This window comes from Pseudomonas marginalis (assembly GCF_900105325.1).
In the GTDB taxonomy this organism is placed as follows: domain Bacteria; phylum Pseudomonadota; class Gammaproteobacteria; order Pseudomonadales; family Pseudomonadaceae; genus Aquipseudomonas; species Aquipseudomonas marginalis.
This window is the reverse complement of record NZ_FNSU01000003.1, coordinates 4,075,033-4,092,578: the sequence shown is the minus strand read 5'-3', so window position 1 is coordinate 4,092,578 and position 17,546 is coordinate 4,075,033. Positions and strand designations below refer to the sequence as shown.

General features: G+C 61.4%; 17 protein-coding genes. 10 read left to right on the top strand and 7 right to left on the bottom strand.

Going from position 1 to position 17,546, the window contains the following annotated elements; genetic code table 11:
• Positions 1-107: 107 nt before the first annotated feature.
• Positions 108-749: an HD domain-containing protein gene (locus BLW22_RS28420; RefSeq protein ID WP_065924361.1), complete on the bottom strand. Its 642-nt coding sequence runs from the start codon at positions 747-749 to the stop codon at positions 108-110.
• Between the two features lie 292 nt (positions 750-1,041).
• Here BLW22_RS28420 and BLW22_RS28415 point away from each other — a divergent pair, with 292 nt between their 5' ends.
• Positions 1,042-2,007: a GlxA family transcriptional regulator gene (locus BLW22_RS28415; protein ID WP_065924360.1), complete on the top strand. Its 966-nt coding sequence runs from the start codon at positions 1,042-1,044 to the stop codon at positions 2,005-2,007.
• A 33-nt stretch (positions 2,008-2,040) separates the two neighbouring features.
• Here BLW22_RS28415 and BLW22_RS28410 read toward each other — a convergent pair whose 3' ends face one another.
• Together BLW22_RS28410 and BLW22_RS28405 are read right to left on the bottom strand one after the other, a co-directional pair.
• Positions 2,041-4,395, bottom strand: a complete 2,355-nt coding sequence (locus BLW22_RS28410) for a penicillin acylase family protein (RefSeq protein WP_074847906.1) — start codon at positions 4,393-4,395, stop codon at positions 2,041-2,043.
• Between the two features lie 31 nt (positions 4,396-4,426).
• Complete coding sequence (locus BLW22_RS28405; RefSeq protein ID WP_074847904.1) at positions 4,427-5,002, bottom strand: DUF6436 domain-containing protein; 576 nt, start codon at positions 5,000-5,002, stop codon at positions 4,427-4,429.
• A 99-nt stretch (positions 5,003-5,101) separates the two neighbouring features.
• Here BLW22_RS28405 and bipL point away from each other — a divergent pair, with 99 nt between their 5' ends.
• A complete protein-coding gene (gene bipL, locus BLW22_RS28400; protein WP_074847902.1) occupies positions 5,102-6,043 on the top strand; it encodes a phospholipase BipL in 942 nt (313 codons plus the stop codon).
• 40 nt (positions 6,044-6,083) lie between these two features.
• Here the strand turns inward: bipL and BLW22_RS28395 are convergent, their stop codons facing one another.
• Positions 6,084-6,836 carry a DUF2059 domain-containing protein gene (locus BLW22_RS28395; RefSeq protein ID WP_027608412.1) on the bottom strand — a complete coding sequence of 251 codons (753 nt, stop codon included), beginning with the start codon at positions 6,834-6,836 and terminating at the stop codon, positions 6,084-6,086.
• Between the two features lie 131 nt (positions 6,837-6,967).
• Between BLW22_RS28395 and BLW22_RS28390 the strand changes: the two genes are divergently transcribed.
• Positions 6,968-7,600, top strand: a complete 633-nt coding sequence (locus BLW22_RS28390) for a 2OG-Fe(II) oxygenase (RefSeq protein WP_065924356.1) — start codon at positions 6,968-6,970, stop codon at positions 7,598-7,600.
• 2 nt (positions 7,601-7,602) lie between these two features.
• Complete coding sequence (locus BLW22_RS28385; RefSeq protein WP_027608414.1) at positions 7,603-8,085, top strand: 2-thiouracil desulfurase family protein; 483 nt, start codon at positions 7,603-7,605, stop codon at positions 8,083-8,085.
• On the opposite strand, the gene BLW22_RS28380 is transcribed toward BLW22_RS28385, so the two are convergent.
• Entirely contained in the window at positions 8,036-8,560 is a 525-nt protein-coding gene (locus BLW22_RS28380) for a transporter substrate-binding domain-containing protein (RefSeq protein ID WP_051429424.1), read from the bottom strand. The genes BLW22_RS28385 and BLW22_RS28380 overlap by 50 nt on opposite strands.
• 134 nt (positions 8,561-8,694) lie before the next feature.
• On the opposite strand from BLW22_RS28380, the gene BLW22_RS28375 reads away from it, so the two are divergent.
• Positions 8,695-9,135 (top strand): DUF4399 domain-containing protein, encoded by a 441-nt coding sequence (locus tag BLW22_RS28375; RefSeq protein ID WP_027608415.1) that lies wholly within the window; start codon positions 8,695-8,697, stop codon positions 9,133-9,135.
• Positions 9,136-9,202: 67 nt separating this feature from the next.
• Here the strand turns inward: BLW22_RS28375 and serA are convergent, their stop codons facing one another.
• The gene (gene serA / locus BLW22_RS28370) at positions 9,203-10,432 is read right to left on the bottom strand and encodes a phosphoglycerate dehydrogenase (protein WP_003176761.1); all 1,230 of its coding nucleotides are present in this window, start codon (positions 10,430-10,432) and stop codon (positions 9,203-9,205) included.
• Between the two features lie 366 nt (positions 10,433-10,798).
• On the opposite strand from serA, the gene BLW22_RS28360 reads away from it, so the two are divergent.
• The 4 genes from BLW22_RS28360 to BLW22_RS28345 all read left to right on the top strand — a co-directional run bounded on the left by BLW22_RS28360 (position 10,799) and on the right by BLW22_RS28345 (position 15,180).
• Complete coding sequence (locus BLW22_RS28360) at positions 10,799-12,193, top strand: FAD-binding oxidoreductase (RefSeq protein WP_065948776.1); 1,395 nt, start codon at positions 10,799-10,801, stop codon at positions 12,191-12,193.
• Positions 12,194-12,215: 22 nt separating this feature from the next.
• Positions 12,216-12,881: a fumarylacetoacetate hydrolase family protein gene (locus BLW22_RS28355; protein ID WP_027608418.1), complete on the top strand. Its 666-nt coding sequence runs from the start codon at positions 12,216-12,218 to the stop codon at positions 12,879-12,881.
• Positions 12,882-13,217: 336 nt separating this feature from the next.
• On the top strand, positions 13,218-14,144 hold the full coding sequence (locus BLW22_RS28350) for an SdiA-regulated domain-containing protein (protein ID WP_065938078.1): 927 nt from the start codon (positions 13,218-13,220) through the stop codon (positions 14,142-14,144).
• Between the two features lie 121 nt (positions 14,145-14,265).
• A complete protein-coding gene (locus tag BLW22_RS28345) occupies positions 14,266-15,180 on the top strand; it encodes an SdiA-regulated domain-containing protein (protein WP_027608420.1) in 915 nt (304 codons plus the stop codon).
• An 18-nt stretch (positions 15,181-15,198) separates the two neighbouring features.
• Here the strand turns inward: BLW22_RS28345 and rpiA are convergent, their stop codons facing one another.
• Complete coding sequence (gene rpiA, locus BLW22_RS28340) at positions 15,199-15,870, bottom strand: ribose-5-phosphate isomerase RpiA (RefSeq protein WP_065924352.1); 672 nt, start codon at positions 15,868-15,870, stop codon at positions 15,199-15,201.
• A gap of 137 nt (positions 15,871-16,007) precedes the next feature.
• On the opposite strand from rpiA, the gene ilvA reads away from it, so the two are divergent.
• A complete protein-coding gene (ilvA, locus tag BLW22_RS28335) occupies positions 16,008-17,522 on the top strand; it encodes a threonine ammonia-lyase, biosynthetic (protein WP_027608422.1) in 1,515 nt (504 codons plus the stop codon).
• Positions 17,523-17,546 lie beyond the last annotated feature (24 nt).

Below are 17,546 nucleotides of genomic sequence, written 5' to 3'. Positions count from 1 at the left end.
GGGAGGGGGCTTGCTCCCGATGGCGGTGGGTCAGTCAATAGATGCAGTGACTGACACTCAGCTATCGGGGGCAAGCCCTTCCCACATTTGATCGCATTTCAACTCCGCTACGCCAACCACGGCGACTTGCGAATCACCTCGACAAAATTCATTGGCTTGAACCCCGGTTCCTGATCCACCAGCACATCGGTCTTCACGTTGCCGAACGTGGTCTGCGGGCGATGGCGCAAGCCGTCGGCAAACGCGCAGATGATGCACTCCTTGAACCCTTCACCGCGTGGATGCGCATGCACCACGGCTTCGCGCTGCACGCTGCTGAACGCGGCGTAGTCCATGCCCAGCACGTCCATTTCCACACCGGCGGTCACCAGTGCCACGGTCGGGCGCAGGTGTTGCGGCACGCCCGGCGTGGTGTGCAGGGCGATGGACAGCCACACCTGTTCGATATCGTCGTCGCTCAGCCCGTAAGGCTTGAGGAAGGCCGCGGCGGCGTTGGCGCCGTCCACTTCGAAGCGCTGGTCATCACTGCGATGGCCTGCCACCAGGCCCAGGTCATGGAACATGGCGCCGACGTAGAGCAGCTCCGGGTTGTAGGCCAGTTGCTTGCGCTCACCGCTCAATGCGCCGAACAGGAACACCCGGCGGGAGTGGTGGTAGAGCAGGTCGGATTCGATGTCGCGGATGTAGTCGGTGGTGGCTTTGGCCAGGGCGCTGTCCGGGATCTTGATACCGGCGATGGTGGTGGTCATGGTGGTTCTCCTCTGGAAAGCAGTCAGTTTGGTCGCTGGTCGGTGCAGCGAACATCGCGGTGAGGGCGCGATCCCGGCCAATGTGCCGACACATCGTGCCAAGCAGAAATCGACTAGGGTGTAGCGGGCGATATCACTCTGGAAGCCTGCGAAAATCCCAGTGTGGGAGGGGGCTTGCTCCCGATTGCTGAGTACCAGGCACTGCATCTGCTGACTGATACAGCGCCATCGGGAGCAAACCCCCTCCCACAGGGTTTGCATTTTATTCCGCTAGAAAAAGGTGTCTGTGAGCATGCACAAGACCGTCGCGATCCTGATCTTCCCCGGCGTCCAGTCACTGGATGTGACCGGTCCCATGGACGTGTTCTACGAGGCCAACCGCTTTCTGGTGCCCGAAGATCATTACCAGTTGGAAGTGATAGGTTTAGGCCACGGCACGATGGCGGCTTCCAATGGCCTGTCACTCCAGGCCCATAATCATTACAGCGAAGCCCTGCAGGCCTATGACCTGCTGCTGGTCGCGGGCGGCCCGCAGTTACCCTTCGAGGACTTCGGCGCTCCGTTCGATGATTGGCTGCGTGGCGCCACCGCCCGGGCGCGACGGTTTGGCTCAATCTGCAACGGGGCCTTCATGCTGGCGCGCGCCGGATTGCTGGACGGAAAAACCGTCACCACCCATTGGAACGACGCCGCCGACCTGGCGCGTCTGTGCCCCTCGGCCCAGATCGAAGCCGACCGCCTCTACGTACAGGATGGCAATCTCTACACCTCGGCGGGCGTCACGGCAGGCATCGACCTGTCGCTGTACCTGCTGGCCCAGGACCACGGCCCGGAAGTGGCGTTGAGCGTGGCCAAGCGCCTGGTGGTGTTCACCCAGCGCTCGGGTGGGCAGTCGCAGTTCAGCCCGTTCCTCACGCCCCACGCCGAAACCAACTCGGCGGTGGCGCTGGTGCAGTTATACGTATTGGCGAACCTGACGGGCGACCTGACCATCGCCGACCTGGCCAAGGCCGCCAACATGAGCGCGCGCAACTTCTCCCGGGTGTTTGCCCGTGAGGCGAGGATTACGCCAGCGGAGTTTGTCGAACGGGCGCGGGTGGATGCGGCGCGGGTGATGCTCGAAAGCACGCATGCGCCGCTGAAGACCGTGGCCTACCAATGCGGGTTTCGCGATGCCCAGCACATGCGCAGCGTGTTCAATCGCCGGCTGGGCGTGACGCCGCAACAGTTCCGGCTCAATTTTGCGGCACCGGTCTAAGCCCCTTCCACAGGTTGACCGATTTCCAAGGGGCTATCGCGCCGGCAGCAGTTTCAGCGTGCTGCGGGTATTGGCCGTGACTTCCTCATCACTGAAATGCGCCTGCTCATAACCCCCTTCGATATAGGTCTCGGCCTGGTCGCCATAGTGCTTGTCGAACGGCACGCCGCTTTGCCCCACCGGATTGATGGTGAGGGCGTGGGCCACGTCGGCAAAGTCGATCAGGCGGCGAGTGGACGGGCCGTAGGTCACTGGCCATGGCGCGGGGCCGATGACGGCCGACTGGTTGTTCGGCACTTCGTGGGTGCCGGGTGCCGGGAACGGGCCGACGTTGACGATCAGGTCCAAGGGTTTCTGTGAGCCCAGCGGATGACCGTGGGTCAGGGTATGAGCCTTGCCCCACTGCCATTGCGTCGGGTCATCGCCGAAGGTGGTCTTGAGGTGCGCGAGGCTGTTGTCCCAGGCCCGCTTGACGGTGTCGGCGCGCTTGCCGTCCCACCAGGGCGAGGCCGGGTCGGCAGCCAGGCGGGGCAGGGCGGCGTCGATCACGCGGGTGGTGAGTAGGGTCTTGAACATCCCGTCACCCAGCTTCGGGTGGAAGGCCGCGTCGGCGAGGTTGAACAGGAACTGGTTGAACAGCGTGGCGCTGGTGGAATCCAGCGGGTAGTCACCCTTCCAGCCGGCAAGCTGTTCCACCAGCTTCAACTGCGCCGGGTCTGTGACCACCTCGTGCAGCACCGGCAACAGCGGCGCCAGCAGGCGCGGGCCGAAGGCGGTGGTGGTGCCCAGTTGCAGGGCCTGGCTGTTGGTCACATCCCACTTCACGCTCTTGTCGCTCAACTGCGCGTTCAACTGCTGGCCCCGGTCGGCGAGGTTGTAATAGCCGGGGATTTCCATGCCGGTGGGCGACGCCGGCTGGGCATTGGCCGAGACCACATAGCCACGCGCCGGGTTTTCTTCCTGGGGGTTGGCGCTGAAGGGGTAGAAGCCCAGCTTGTCGGCCTCGGCGGTGCTGCCGTCGAGGATAAACCCTGGGTTGGCACCTGCCGGGCGAATCGGCAACTGTGCCGCCGCCCACCAGCCGATATCGCCCCTGGCATTGGCCCACACGATATTCAGCCCCGGTGCCGACACTTTGGACGCCGCCGTACGGGCCTTGGCCAACGTGTCGGCGCGGTTGAGCTGGTAGAAACCTTCGAGGATCGGGTTCTGGGTGTCGAGGAACGCCCACCACATGGCAATCGGCGTCTTGCCGCCGTTGTCGCCGAGCACGTCATTGACGATCGGGCCGTGGGGTGACTGGCGCAGGGTGAGGCTGACCGGTGCCTGGCCTTTTACGGCGATCTGTTGCTCGCTGCGGGTCATGTCGACCCACTGGCCGTGGTACCAGACCTGGTTGGCGTTGTCCGGGTTGACCTTTTCGGCGATCAGGTCGAGGTCGTCGTTCTGGAACATGGTCAGGCTCCAGCCGAAATCCAGGTTGTGCCCCAGGAACGCCACGGGTACCAGCGCGTTGTGATAGCCATACAGCTCGAAGCCCGGCGCCGACAGCTGCGCCTCGTACCACACCGACGGCACCGAGAAGCGAATATGCGGGTCACCCGCCAGCAGCGGTTTGCCGCTCTTGGTGCGACTGCCACTGATGGCCCAGGCGTTGCTGCCCTCGAATTGCGGCAAGCCGTTGTCGGCCAACGCCTGCTCGCTCAGGGCGGCGAGGGCGCCGAGGGTTTTCCAGTCACTGTCGGCCAGGTTGAGGGCGCCCTTGGGTTGCCAGTCGAGGTCGAAGACGTTCAGGTAGTCGCTGCCCAGTTGGTCGCGGACGTAAGTCAGCAAGGGCTCGGTACGAAACGCAGCGGCAAAGCTGTAGGCCATGTACCCGGCGACGCTGATGGTGTCCTCGGCGGTAAACGCGCGCCTGGGGATGCCCAGTACGTCGAACTCCATCGGGCGGGCGTGGCTGTCCTGATACTGGTTGATCCCGTCCAGATAGGCTTGCAGGGCCTTCCAGTGCGCCGACTCATGGTCCTGCTGGGCCACGTAGGTGGCGGCGCGGTCACGAATGCGCAGGCTGCGGAACAACTTGTCGGTCTCCAGCAGCTTCGGTCCGAGCACCTCGGCCAGTTCGCCACGGGCCAGGCGGCGCATGATCTCCATCTGGAACAGGCGGTCCTGGGCATGCACGTAGCCCAGGGCGCGATACAGGTCGGTCTCGTTCTCGGCGCGAATATGCGGCACGCCACGGTCGTCGTAGCGCACGGTGACCGAGCCTTGTAGGTTGGCCAGTTCAACCGTGCCCTGGCGGGTGGGTTGCTTGCTGTAGACGTACCAGCCCGCACCGAGGGCGATCAGCACCAGCAGAACCGCAAGAACCTGCAGGACGCGCTTCATGAACATTCCTTACCAAGAGTGGGGTGGCGGGCTACTCATCTTTCGACCACGAACAATAGCAGCCCACCGCCAGGGTGTGCGTGGCGTTCACGTCTCGGCCGGCTTCAAGGGCTTTCAGGATCGGCTCGATAAAACTGTTATTGGAATTACACGTCAGCCCTTCGCTGTAGGGCCCGAAATACGCGAGCTTGCCGGTTCGGTCCCAGATGCCCACGGCGGGGCTGGCCGGCACCTCGCCGGCGCCGGGCAGGGCGGTGAGGGTTTTCATCTTGCGCAGGTTATCGGGCAACTGGCCGTGGCTGCCGGCTTTTTGCAGGGCATAGAACTCGACGCCCTGGGGCGCGTATTGCTCGATCAACTCGCCCAGGTGCTGCTGGTTGCCGACGTTGCACGGGCAAGCGGGGTCCCAGAAGTGCACCAGGCGGATCGGCCCGGGGCCGCTGAGTTCGGCGGGCAGGCGCAGGGGGTCGCCGGAGAATACCGCCGTGTGTTCACTGAAGGCGCGCAGGTAGCGGCCCTGGAACCAGTCATAGGCCGCCCACAGCACACCGGCGCAGATGATGAGGATCAGGCTGGCGAACAGGGCGTTACGGTAAGGCTGTCGCATTCGGATCTATCCTCGCAGGTCGCGTAGCTTGCCATGCTTGTCCTGACAGATGAATATCGCAGCTCGATATTCATCTTCGCCGCAAGTCTGGAAGCCTTTATGCCTGTGACCTTTGACCCTGATCACCTTCGCGAAAGCCTGCGGCCCCTGGTGGATGCGCAACCGCTTTCAGCCGAAGCACGGGTCTACCAGCGTTTCTACGGACTGGACCTGAGTGCACGCAAAGTGCCGACAGTGAGTCGGCTGGGGCGTTTCGAGGTGGCTGGGTTCGAGGTGGTCGCCCAGGTGTGGTGGCCGCCCGTGCCGGTGGCGACGATGTTTATGTTCCACGGCTTCTACGACCATATGGGCCTGTATCGCCACGTGGTGGACTGGGCCCTGGACCAGGGCTTTGTGGTAATCGCCTGCGATTTGCCGGGCCATGGCTTATCCAGTGGCGCGCGCGCCAGCATCGATGATTTTGCCGTGTACCAGGATGTGGTGCAGGCACTGTTCGCCCAGGCCCAAGCGCTGCAATTGCCGCAGCCCTGGCACTTGTTCGGGCAAAGCACCGGCGGCGCGGTGGTGGTGGATCACTTGCTCAACCGGGGGGCCGACAGCCCCGCCCAGGGCAAAACCTTCCTGCTCTCACCGCTGGTGCGGCCGCGTGCGTGGGGATGGTCACAGGTCAGCTATTACCTGCTGCGCCCGTTCGTCAAAGGCATCGCCCGGCGTTTCAGCGAGAACACTCACGACCCGGCGTTCAAGCCGTTCCTGGAAGCCGACCCGCTGCAACCCCGCCAACTGCCCACCGCCTGGGTAGGTGCCCTGGCGCGCTGGATCAAACGCATCGAAGCCGCCCCGCGCAGCCCTCGGCGGCCGGTGATTGTGCAGGGTGAGGAAGACATGACGGTGGATTGGCAGCACAACTTGCAGGTGCTACGGGGCAAGTTCGACCAGCCCGAGGTGTTGATGCTGCCGCGCGGCCGGCATCACTTGGCGAATGAGATTCCGCAGATTCGCGAAGAGTACTTCCGGTATTTGACAGACCATCTGAAATAACGCAGTCCAAATGTGGGAGGGGACAAGCCCCCACATTTTATTACTGCGTCAGGCTTGAAGTGCTCTGGCCGACTGCCAGACCTGCGCGAATCGCCGCCAGCGCCGCCTGGTAATACGCCTTACCTTCCGGTGACTCCGCAAACGTCGCGAACTCTTCCAGCTCCGGGTCGGACAAATCCCGATAGACGTAGAGCAGAGTGTTGTTCAGGTCATTGCCAATCTGTTGCATCAGCCGCTCACGCTGGCCATTCAGCATGCCTTGGGCCTGGCCGCCACCCAGCAGGCCGGGGATCATCTGACTCAAGCTGTCGGCGGCCACGCCGGCGATCGCCAGGCTCACTTCCGCCCCGGCTTCGCGGGCGGGCAAGGCCTGGGCCAGGTGGCCGATGATCAGGCTGCGAGTGGCGTCAGCCTCGATGTGCGGCAGGCCTTGGGCGTTTTTTGCCAACTGGTCGCGGCGCGTGGCCAGCAACTCGGCCGCAACGACCTTGCGGCCCAGGGGCGATTGGAAAAACGCCAGGGCCGGCGCAGGGTCCGCCAGGTGCTTGCGTAACTGGGCTTCGGCGCGCTGGTCCATGGCCTGGGCGGCAAAGCGCTTGTTGCTGTTGTCCACCAGCGCCTGGTACACCGCCGGCGGCAGGCTGTTACGGTAGCGTTGCTGGGCAGCACTGAGGGCGTCATTGAAATGCGCACGTTGTTCGGCCCAGCCGGCGACCTTGTACAACTGGTCATGGCCGTCTGCCCAGGCGGGCAAAACGCAGAACATCAGCAAGGAAAAAAACAAACGACGCATATGGACTCCTGTCAGTCGGCCACTATTGTCCGTGTCGGGCGTAGGATTTGTCGAGAAGTCCTATCAGTCAGCTGACTAAAGTGTATTCAGACGCTCGGCGGCTCTGTCGGATTCACAGGCGTATGGATACTATGCGCGCCATGCAAATACCCCTCGATCACCCCCTGCTGCAACGCATCGTCGATGACCTGGCCGAAAAAGGCTGGTCGCAGCAGAACGGCTTCCTGCCCCAGGCTCTGACCCTGGAACTGGCGGCTGAGTGCCGTAAACGTGCGGCCGAGGGTGAACTGGCCCCGGCGGCAGTGGGGCGCGGGCCGGCCCAGGAGATTCGCGAGGGTATTCGCGGCGACCATATCCAGTGGCTGGAGGAGGGCGACGCGGCGGTCTGTGACAGCTATATGGCGTTGATGGACACGCTGCGCCTGGCGATGAACCGTGGTTTGTTCCTCGGCCTTGAGGATTTCGAAAGCCACTTCGCGATGTATCCCCCCGGCGCGTTTTACCTCAGGCACCTGGACCGGTTCCGCGACGATGATCGGCGCATGGTTTCGGCGGTGATCTACTTGAACGACGCCTGGTTGCCCGAGCACGGTGGCCAGTTGCGTATGTACCTCAAGGACGGCGTCGAATACGACGTGGTGCCCAGCGGTGGATGCCTGGTGGTGTTCCTGTCGGGCGAAGTGCCCCACGAAGTCATGCCGGCTACGCGCGAGCGCCTGTCTCTCACCGGCTGGTTTCGTCGGCGCGGCAACGAGCCGTTCTAACCATGCAAAAGATTCTGATCAGCCGCTGCCTGCTTGGCCACAAGGTGCGCTACGACGGTGGGGCCAGCGGGCCGTTCGATCAACTGGCGGCGTGGCAGGCTGAAGGGCGCGTGGTTGCGATCTGCCCGGAAGTGTCGGGCGGTCTGCCGACGCCCAGGCCCTCTGCCGAGATTCCAGGTGGGCAGGGCATCGATGTGTGGGAAGGCCGCGCCCAAGTGTTGACGGCCGAGGGCGAAGACTTCAGCGCCGCCTTCCTCGACGGCGCCCGGCAAGCCTTGGCGTTGGTGCAGCGCCATCACATCCGCATCGCCATTCTCAAGGCCAATAGCCCGTCCTGCGGCAACCTGCTGACTTATGACGGCACTTTCACCGGTGTCAAGGTCAGTGGCGAAGGTGTCACGGCGGCGCTGCTCAAGCGCCATGGCGTGCAGGTGTTCAGTGAGCTGGAGTTGCCTGCGGCGGCACTGGCGTTGGCGCGCCTGTAGGGGCCTGGTCCTCGAACCACTTCTGGGACAGTGCCTTTAATCGGCCATCGTCCTTCACCCGCTTCAACGCCCCGTCCAGGCTGGTCTTGAAGGCCGGGTTGCCCTTCTGGAACGGGATCGCCAGTTCAGGCTTGTCGTGATAAGCCTCGCTGAAATCGAACTGATCCTTAAGCTCGGCAGTCATAGCGACATGGTTGATGGCCACATCGTATTTGCCGGTTGAGACCCCCGGCAGCATGTCGGCATCGTCGGTGGTGATAAACGAGGGGCGCACGTCCATTTCCTTTGCCAGCAATTCACCCAGCTCGACTTCAAAGCCGGTGAGTTTGTCGCCTTCCTTGAAATTGTACGGTGGTGTGTTGGCTTCAAGGGCGATGCGGAGTTCGCCGCGATCGTTTACATCGTCGATCAGTTCGGCATGAGCCAGGGGGCTCAGAAGGGGCAGCAACAGTAACAGGCCAGGCGAAAAGCGCATGGTCACTCCTAAAGAATTCGAATGTGCGAGGCGCCGTTCAGCATCGCTTTGCTATGGTGGTGAGTGCCTTGGACAGCAATTTGTCGCGAAGTTGTCAGAACCCTACAGATTTCATGGAAAAACTGGAGAAGAGAATGAAAGCCCTATTGTCCCGTGCAACCATTGCCAGCCTGCTGCTGGGTGCCTCGATGTTGGCGAATGCCGCCGATGTTCCGCGTACCCCCGCGCCCAAGGGGGCTGAGGTGTTTATCGTCTCGCCCAAGGATGGCGCGACCGTCGACAAAACCTTCACCGTCAAATTCGGCGTCAAGGGCCTGGACCTTGAGCCGATCGACAAGCAAGTACCAAACGCCGGCCACCATCATCTGCTGGTAGACCAGGATGTACAGTCGCTGAAGGCTGATGAGGCCATCCCAGCCACCGCCACGTCGATTCACTTCGGTAAGGCGCAGACTGAAACCGAACTGACCCTGGCTCCAGGCAAGCACACCCTGCAACTGGTCGCAGGCGACAACGTGCATCGCCAATTCGAGCCCACTGTAGCCTCGAAAGTGATCACGGTTAACGTCAAGTAAGATTTGTTCAGACAAAAAAATGGGAGGCCCCTGCGGGTCTCCCATTTTTTGTGCAGCGTGTGCAGCGTTAGAACAACACGCGGCTACGGATAGTGCCGTTGATGTGCTGCAGCTTCTCTTGCGCCAGGTCCGAGTACTCGGCGTCGACGTCGATCACCACGTAGCCGACCTTCTCGTTGGTCTGCAGGAACTGACCGGAGATGTTGATGCCGTTTTCCGCGAACACCTTGTTGATCTCCATCATCACCCCAGGGATGTTCTGGTGGATGTGCAGCAGGCGGTGCTTGCCAGGGTGAGCCGGCAGGGCCACTTCCGGGAAGTTGACGGACGATACCGAGGTACCGTTGTCGCTGTACTTGACCAGTTTCTCCGACACTTCCAGGCCGATGTTGGCTTGGGCTTCGGCAGTGGAACCACCGATGTGCGGGGTCAGGATCACGTTGTCCAGGCCACGCAGCGGGCTTTCGAAGATGTCGTCGTTGGAGCGTGGCTCCACCGGGAACACGTCGATTGCGGCGCCGATCAGGTGCTTGTCCTTGATGGCGTCGGCCAGGGCGTCCAGCTCGACCACGGTGCCCCGTGCAGCGTTGATCAGGATGCCGCCTTTCTTGATGGCGCGGATTTCCTTCTCGCCGATCATCCACTGGGTCTCAGCGGTTTCCGGAACGTGCAGGGTGACGATGTCGGACATGCCCAGCAGTTCGGTCAGGCTCGACACCTGGGTGGCGTTGCCCAATGGCAGCTTGGTCAGGGTGTCGTAGAAGAACACCTGCATGCCCAGGCCTTCGGCCAGTACCGACAGTTGCGTGCCGATCGAACCGTAACCGACGATACCCAGCTTCTTGCCCCGGATTTCGAAGGAGTTGGCCGCGCTCTTGATCCAGCCGCCACGGTGGCAGGAGGCGTTCTTCTCAGGGATACCGCGCAACAGCAGGATGGCCTCGGCCAGCACCAGCTCCGCGACGGAACGGGTGTTGGAGTACGGGGCATTGAACACTGCGATGCCGCGCTCGCGCGCTGCATTGAGGTCGACCTGGTTGGTGCCGATGCAGAAACAGCCAACTGCCACGAGTTTCTTGGCGTGATCGAAGATCTCTTCGGTCAGTTGAGTGCGGGAGCGAATGCCGATGAAGTGTGCATCGGCGATCTTTTCCTTGAGCTGGGCTTCCGGCAGAGAACTGGTGATGTACTCAATGCTGGTGTACCCGGCAGCTTTCAGAACGTCGACAGCCGATGGGTGGACGCCTTCCAAAAGAAGGAACTTGATCTTGCTCTTATCGAGAGAAGTCTTGCTCATCTGCGTAAACCTGTATCCCGGAGAAAAATGGCAGGGAATCGAATAGCCGGATGTGCCCTGATTCACCAATACTGTTCCCGTTTGACGGCGTCTGTTGCCGTCATGCTGCGTTGCCGCTCCTCCCCATAGCCAGCTATGAGTCGTCGCGGCGTCTTGCCTGACGACAACAGCCACTCGTCAAACAGAAACGTATTGGTAAATCAGGGCACAGAGCTGACCCGGACGGCAGGAAAGCCGTCACCGCAGAAACGCCCTTGGGCTCTGTCCTGCGGGGGCGGTATGCTAGCATACGCGCCCCGCTAAACACCTATTCCTGCGACGTGAAGCGTTCTCAGGATGACCATGAATTGTTCGAGAGTTCTGTCGATGACCCATCCTGCCCTGATTGATGAGCTAAAGACCCTGGTTGAGCCCGGCAAAGTGCTGACCGACGCCGACTCCCTGGAGGCTTACGGCAAGGATTGGACCAAGCACTTCGCGCCCGCGCCCACCGCCATCGTGTTCCCCAAGACCACCGAGCAAGTGCAGGCCATCGTCCGTTGGGCCAATGCGCACAAGGTGGCGCTGGTGCCATCCGGTGGTCGTACCGGCCTGTCGGCTGCTGCCGTGGCGGCCAATGGCGAAGTGGTCGTCTCGTTCGATTATATGAACCAGATCCTCGACGTGAACCTCACCGACCGCACCGCCGTGTGCCAGCCGGGCGTGGTCACCAAGCAATTGCAGAACGTCGCCGAAGAAAAAGGCCTGTACTACCCGGTGGACTTCGCGTCGTCCGGTTCCAGCCAGATTGGCGGCAATATCGGCACCAATGCCGGCGGGATCAAGGTCATTCGCTACGGTATGACCCGCAACTGGGTGGCTGGCATGAAGGTCGTCACCGGCAAGGGTGATGTGCTGGAGCTGAACCGCGATCTGATCAAGAACGCCACCGGCTATGACATGCGCCAACTGTTTATCGGCGCCGAAGGCACCCTGGGCTTTGTGGTCGAAGCCACCATGCGCCTGGACCGTGCGCCGAAAAACCTCACCGCGATGGTGCTCGGCACCACCGATTTCGACTCGATCATGCCGGTGCTGCACGCCTTCCAGGGCAAGCTGGACCTGACCGCCTTCGAGTTCTTCTCCGACAAGGCCTTGGCCAAAGTCCTCGGTCGTGGCGATGTGCCGGCGCCGTTCGAAACCGAGTGCCCGTTCTACGCGCTGCTGGAATTCGAAGCCACCACCGAAGAAGTCGCCAACCACGCCCTGGAAACCTTCGAGCACTGCGTCGAGCAGGGCTGGGTGCTGGACGGCGTGATGAGCCAGAGCGAAACCCAGTTGCATAACCTGTGGAAACTGCGCGAGTACATCTCCGAGACCATTTCCCACTGGACGCCGTACAAGAACGATATTTCGGTCACAGTCTCCAAAGTTCCGGCGTTCTTGAAGGAAATTGACGCTATCGTCGGCGAACACTACCCGGACTTCGAAATTGTCTGGTTCGGCCATATCGGCGACGGCAACCTGCACCTGAACATCCTCAAGCCGGAAAACCTGAGCAAGGATGAGTTCTTCGCCAAGTGCGCCACGGTGAACAAGTGGGTGTTCGAAACCGTTCAGAAGTACAACGGCTCGATCTCCGCCGAACACGGCGTGGGCATGACCAAGCGTGATTACCTGACCTACAGCCGTTCGCCGGTTGAGATCGAATACATGAAAGCAGTGAAGGCGGTGTTCGACCCGAACGGGATCATGAACCCTGGCAAGATTTTCGCGGTTTAACCGCCCCCGAAGGAGTCGTTTCATGAGCTACCAGCACAAGTATGTCGACGGCACCAATATCCACTTTCCTGTCGGTAAAGTGGTGTGTATTGGGCGTAACTACGCCGAACATGCCAAGGAACTGGACAACCCGGTGCCGACCGAGCCGTTGCTGTTCATCAAGCCGGGCAGTTGCGTCGTCCCGCTGGAAGGCGGTTTCAGCATTCCGACCGAGCGCGGTTCGGTGCACTACGAGGCGGAAATCGCGGTGCTGATCGGCAAGCCGCTGTCGAACAAGCCCAGCCGTGAAGAGGTACTGGACGCCATCTCCGGTTTCGCCCCGGCCCTGGATCTGACCCTGCGCGACAAGCAATCCGAGCTGAAAGCCAAGGGCCTGCCGTGGGAAATCGCCAAGTCCTTCGACGGCGCGGCGGTGATTGCGCCGTTCGTGGTCGGCAGCACCTTCGCGGACGTGACCGATATTGGCATTCGCCTGACCATCAATGGCGAAGTGCGCCAGGACGGCAACAGCGCGAGCATGCTCAACCCGATCGTGCCGATGATCCAGTACATGGCCGGCTGCTTCTCGCTGCAGGCCGGCGACGTGATCCTCACCGGCACCCCGGCCGGCGTGGGCCCATTGAATGTGGGTGATGACCTGGTGTTGGAATTGACCGGCGTGAATCGTTTCGAAAGCAGCGTTCGATAAGCACCTGATGTGGAAGGGGGCAAGCCCTAATGCCAGTCAGTTAAGGCTTTTTGTAGGAGCGAGCTTGCTCGCGAAAAACTCACAGGCGCCGCGTTCATTCAGGAAGCACGCGTTATCGTTGACGTTTTTCGCGAGCAAGCTCGCTCCTACAGGAGGCGATGTACGCTTAACTGACTGGCATTAGGGCTTGCCCCCTTCCACATTGGGTCCGAATCCATCTCGTGCATCGGCTTTTGCATTTTTTTCACACCCCATCCGGATAATCCTCAGCCTCCTGCGCGCGGGTCCATTGATCCTGTGCTATCACCTACCGCTGACTTTCCGGAAAAGCACCCAATGGCCGTGTCCCTGCCTTCCGCCACACCCAAGCCGCGCTCTCGCTTTGCCTTGCGCTGGTATTCCTGGCTATTTCTGGCGGGTGCCATCGTGTACGGCATTTCCTGGGCCATGCATTGGGACGATCGCGGCGTGCTGTGGCTGTTGGAGGGCTTTGAAACGCCCGCCGAGCGCAGCGAAAGTGTGTGGTTGCCTGACTATCACGTTGTCATCGACGCCAAGGTTTTGCCGGGCATGGAGAAAGACGAAGCCTCGGACGTCTCCTATAACCCGCAGACCAAAACCCTGTTTTCCGTCATGGGTAAAAACCCGTTCCTTGTCGAGCTGAGCCTGCAAGGCGATGTATTGCGCAAGATGCCGCTCAATGGCTGGGACAACCCGGAAGGCGTGACTGTGATGGAAAATGGCCTGATGGCCGTGGTCGACGAACGCCAGCACAACCTGACCATCGTCAAGATCGACGCTGCCACCCAGCAATTGAACAAGGCCGACTTCCCGAGCTATGACCTGGGCCCGTCCAAGGATCAGAACAAAGCGTTCGAGGGGCTTACCTGGGACAAGCGCAATCAGCAATTTGTGCTGGGAGAAGAGCGGCCGCCGGCGTTGTTCACCTGGAAAAGCGACGGCAGCCAGACCCTTGTCGGCGATAAACAGAAACTGGCCAGCAAAGAGCTGGACATGCGCAACCTTTCGGCCCTGGCCATCGACCCGCGCACCGGCCATCTGCTGGTGTTATCGGCCGACTCCCACTTGTTGCTGGAGTTGGATGAGAAGGGTGAACAAGTCAGCTTCATGACCCTGCTCGGTGGCTTCAACGGCCTCAAGAACACCATCCCCCGTGCGGAGGGGGTAACGATGGATGAGGACGGCACGCTCTATATGGTCAGTGAGCCAAACCTGTTCTATCGTTTCGAAAAGCAGAAATAACAGGCGAATCACGTCGGATATTTCTCTATTAGCGGCATTCGCCAGACACCGGGGCGCGTTTAAGTTTAAATTCAGACAGGCGTGATATTCATTCGCCACTTTTGACTTTGAGCACCGCCCGATGCGTCGATTTGCCCGCCCCAAACCCATTCTTTTTATGCTGGTGTTGATCGCCCTGGTCAGCGCCGGGGCTGTTGCGCAGCATTTTCGCCTGTTCGAGCGCGCCTGGTTCAACTGGCAGGCCTGGCGTCAGCCGGCGGACGAGCGCTCCATCGGCCTGGCGGATTACCGAGTGACCCTTGAAGCCCAGGTTATCGAAGGGCTCGACGACGATGTCTCGGCCCTCACCTATGATCCGGTACGAAAGAGCCTGTTTACCGTCACCAATAAAAACGCCGAGCTGATCGAGCTGTCCCTTGAGGGCAAGATCCTGCGACGCATCCCGTTGGTGGGGTTTGGTGATGCCGAGGCGGTGGAATTTATCAGCGACAACATCTATGTCATCACCGACGAGCGCCAGCAGCGGCTGATCAAGGTGCATGTGGACGACGATACCCAATTCCTCGACGCCGCCGATGCGGAACAGATGACCCTGGGCCTGCATGTCGGGGGCAACAAGGGGTTTGAGGGGTTGGCCTATGACTCGGTGGGCAAGCGCCTGTTCGTGGCCAAGGAACGCGACCCGATGCTGATCTACGAGGTCCACGGCTTTCCCCATTTCAAACCGGAAAAAACCTACTCGGTGCACGTGATCAACAACCCCAAGCGCGATGCCGGGTTGTTTGTACGCGACCTGTCGAGCCTGCAATACGACGAGCGCAGCGGTCATTTGCTGGCGCTGTCGGATGAGTCGTTCCTGGTGCTGGAGCTGGACATCGACGGTCGCCCATTGAGCAGCCTGTCTCTGCTCAATGGGCGCCATGGCCTGAAAAAACGGGTGCCCCAGGCCGAAGGAATCGCCATGGATGACGAGGGTACGTTGTACCTGGTCAGCGAGCCGAACCTGTTTTATGTGTTCAAGAAACCCAATCCCTGAGACACATTGGGTTTTGCATCAGGCTTTAAGGGTTTTCACGCCTTCGGAAGTGCCCAGCAGCAGCACATCCGCCGGACGCGCCGCGAACAGGCCGTTGGTGACCACGCCGACGATGGCGTTGATCTGGGTCTCAAGCTCCACCGGGTGGGTGATCTGCATATTGAACACGTCGAGGATAATGTTGCCGTTGTCGGTCAACACGCCTTCGCGGTACACCGGATCGCCACCGAGCTTTACCAGTTCGCGGGCTACGTGGCTGCGAGCCATCGGGATGACTTCCACCGGTAGCGGGAACGCGCCGAGCACCGGTACCAGCTTGCTGGCGTCGGCGATGCAGATAAAGGTCTTGGCCACCGCCGCGACGATCTTCTCGCGGGTCAGGGCTGCACCGCCGCCCTTGATCAGGTTCAGGTGTTCGTCGCTTTCATCGGCGCCGTCGACGTAGAACTCCAGGTCGCTCACGGTGTTGAGTTCGTACACCGGAATGCCATGGCCCTTGAGACGCGCGGCGGTGGCTTCGGAACTGGCCACGGCGCCGTCGAATGCGCCTTTGTGCCGGGCCAGCGCATCGATAAAGCAGTTGGCGGTGGAGCCGGTGCCGACACCGACGATGCTCTTGTCGTCGAGTTTGGGAAGGATTAAATCGACGGCGGCCTGGGCCACTGCCTGTTTGAGTTGATCCTGGGTCATGCGGGCTCCGGAACGGGCGGGGAGTTATCGAGGCGCGCGAGTATAACCCAACAAAACCTCCGGATTCGTGTGGTCGCCCGGCCAAACGCTGGGTTAGACTCCTTGGCCCTGCCCAACCCGCCCAGTGATTTCCGCCGATGCTTGAACAGTACGTCAAAAAGATCCTCACCTCGCGCGTCTATGACGTTGCCGTAGAAACCCCGCTACAGACCGCCCGCCAGCTCTCCGAGCGGTTGGGCAACAAGGTCTGGCTCAAGCGTGAAGACCTGCAGCCGGTGTTCTCGTTCAAGATTCGCGGCGCGTACAACAAGCTGACTCAATTGACGGCTGAAGAGCGTGCACGCGGCGTGGTCACGGCCTCGGCGGGCAACCATGCCCAGGGCCTGGCCCTGGCGGCCAAGGTGCTGGGGGTCAAGGCCACGATCGTGATGCCCAAGACCACTCCGGAGATCAAGGTCGAAGGCGTGCGCTCCCGTGGCGGTAAAGTGGTGCTGCACGGCGATTCCTTCCCGGAAGCCCTGGCCTACTCGCTGAAGCTGGTCGACGAAAAAGGCTACGTCTACATTCACCCCTACGACGATCCGCACACCATTGCCGGGCAGGGCACCGTGGCGATGGAGATCCTGCGCCAGCACCCGGGGCCCCTGGACGCGATTTTCGTACCGGTGGGCGGCGGCGGGCTGATCGCGGGCATTGCGGCGTACGTGAAATACCTGCGCCCGGAGATCAGGATCATCGGCGTCGAGCCGGACGACTCCAACTGCCTGCAAGCTGCCATGGCCGCCGGCGAGCGTGTGGTGCTGCCCACCGTGGGCATTTTTGCCGATGGCGTGGCGGTGGCGCAGATCGGCCAGCACACCTTCGACATCTGCAAACACTATGTGGATGAAGTGATCACCGTCAGCACCGATGAAATCTGTGCCGCGATCAAGGACATCTACGACGACACCCGTTCCATCACCGAGCCGGCCGGCGCGCTCGGCGTAGCAGGCATCAAGAAATACGTGGAGACCCGTGGCGTCACCGGCCAGACCCTGGTGGCCATCGACTCCGGCGCCAACGTCAACTTCGACCGCCTGCGCCATGTGGCCGAGCGCGCCGAGCTGGGTGAAGGTCGCGAAGCCATTATTGCCGTGACCATCCCTGAGAAACCGGGCAGCTTCAAGGCGTTCTGCGAGGCGGTGGGCAAGCGCCAGATCACCGAGTTCAACTACCGCTACCACTCCGGCAGCGAAGCGCACATCTTTGTCGGCGTGCAGACCCACCCGGAAAACGACCCGCGCAGTGCGCTGATCGCCAGCCTCACCAGCCAGGGTTTCCCGGTGCTGGACCTGACCGAGAACGAACTGGCCAAGTTGCACATCCGCCATATGGTGGGTGGGCATGCGGCCCAGGTCAGTGATGAAGTGGTGTTCCGTTTCGAATTCCCGGAACGTCCGGGGGCGCTGTTCAACTTTCTTAATAAATTGGGCGGACGCTGGAACATCTCGATGTTCCACTATCGCAACCACGGTGCCGCTGACGGCCGTGTGGTCGCCGGCCTGCAAGTGCCGGCGAACGAGCGCCATCTGGTACCGGCGGCCCTGGAGGCCATTGGCTACCCGTATTGGGATGAAAGCGATAACCCGGCCTACAAACTGTTTCTCGGTTGAGCGACTACGCTGATTGGGGCGGCC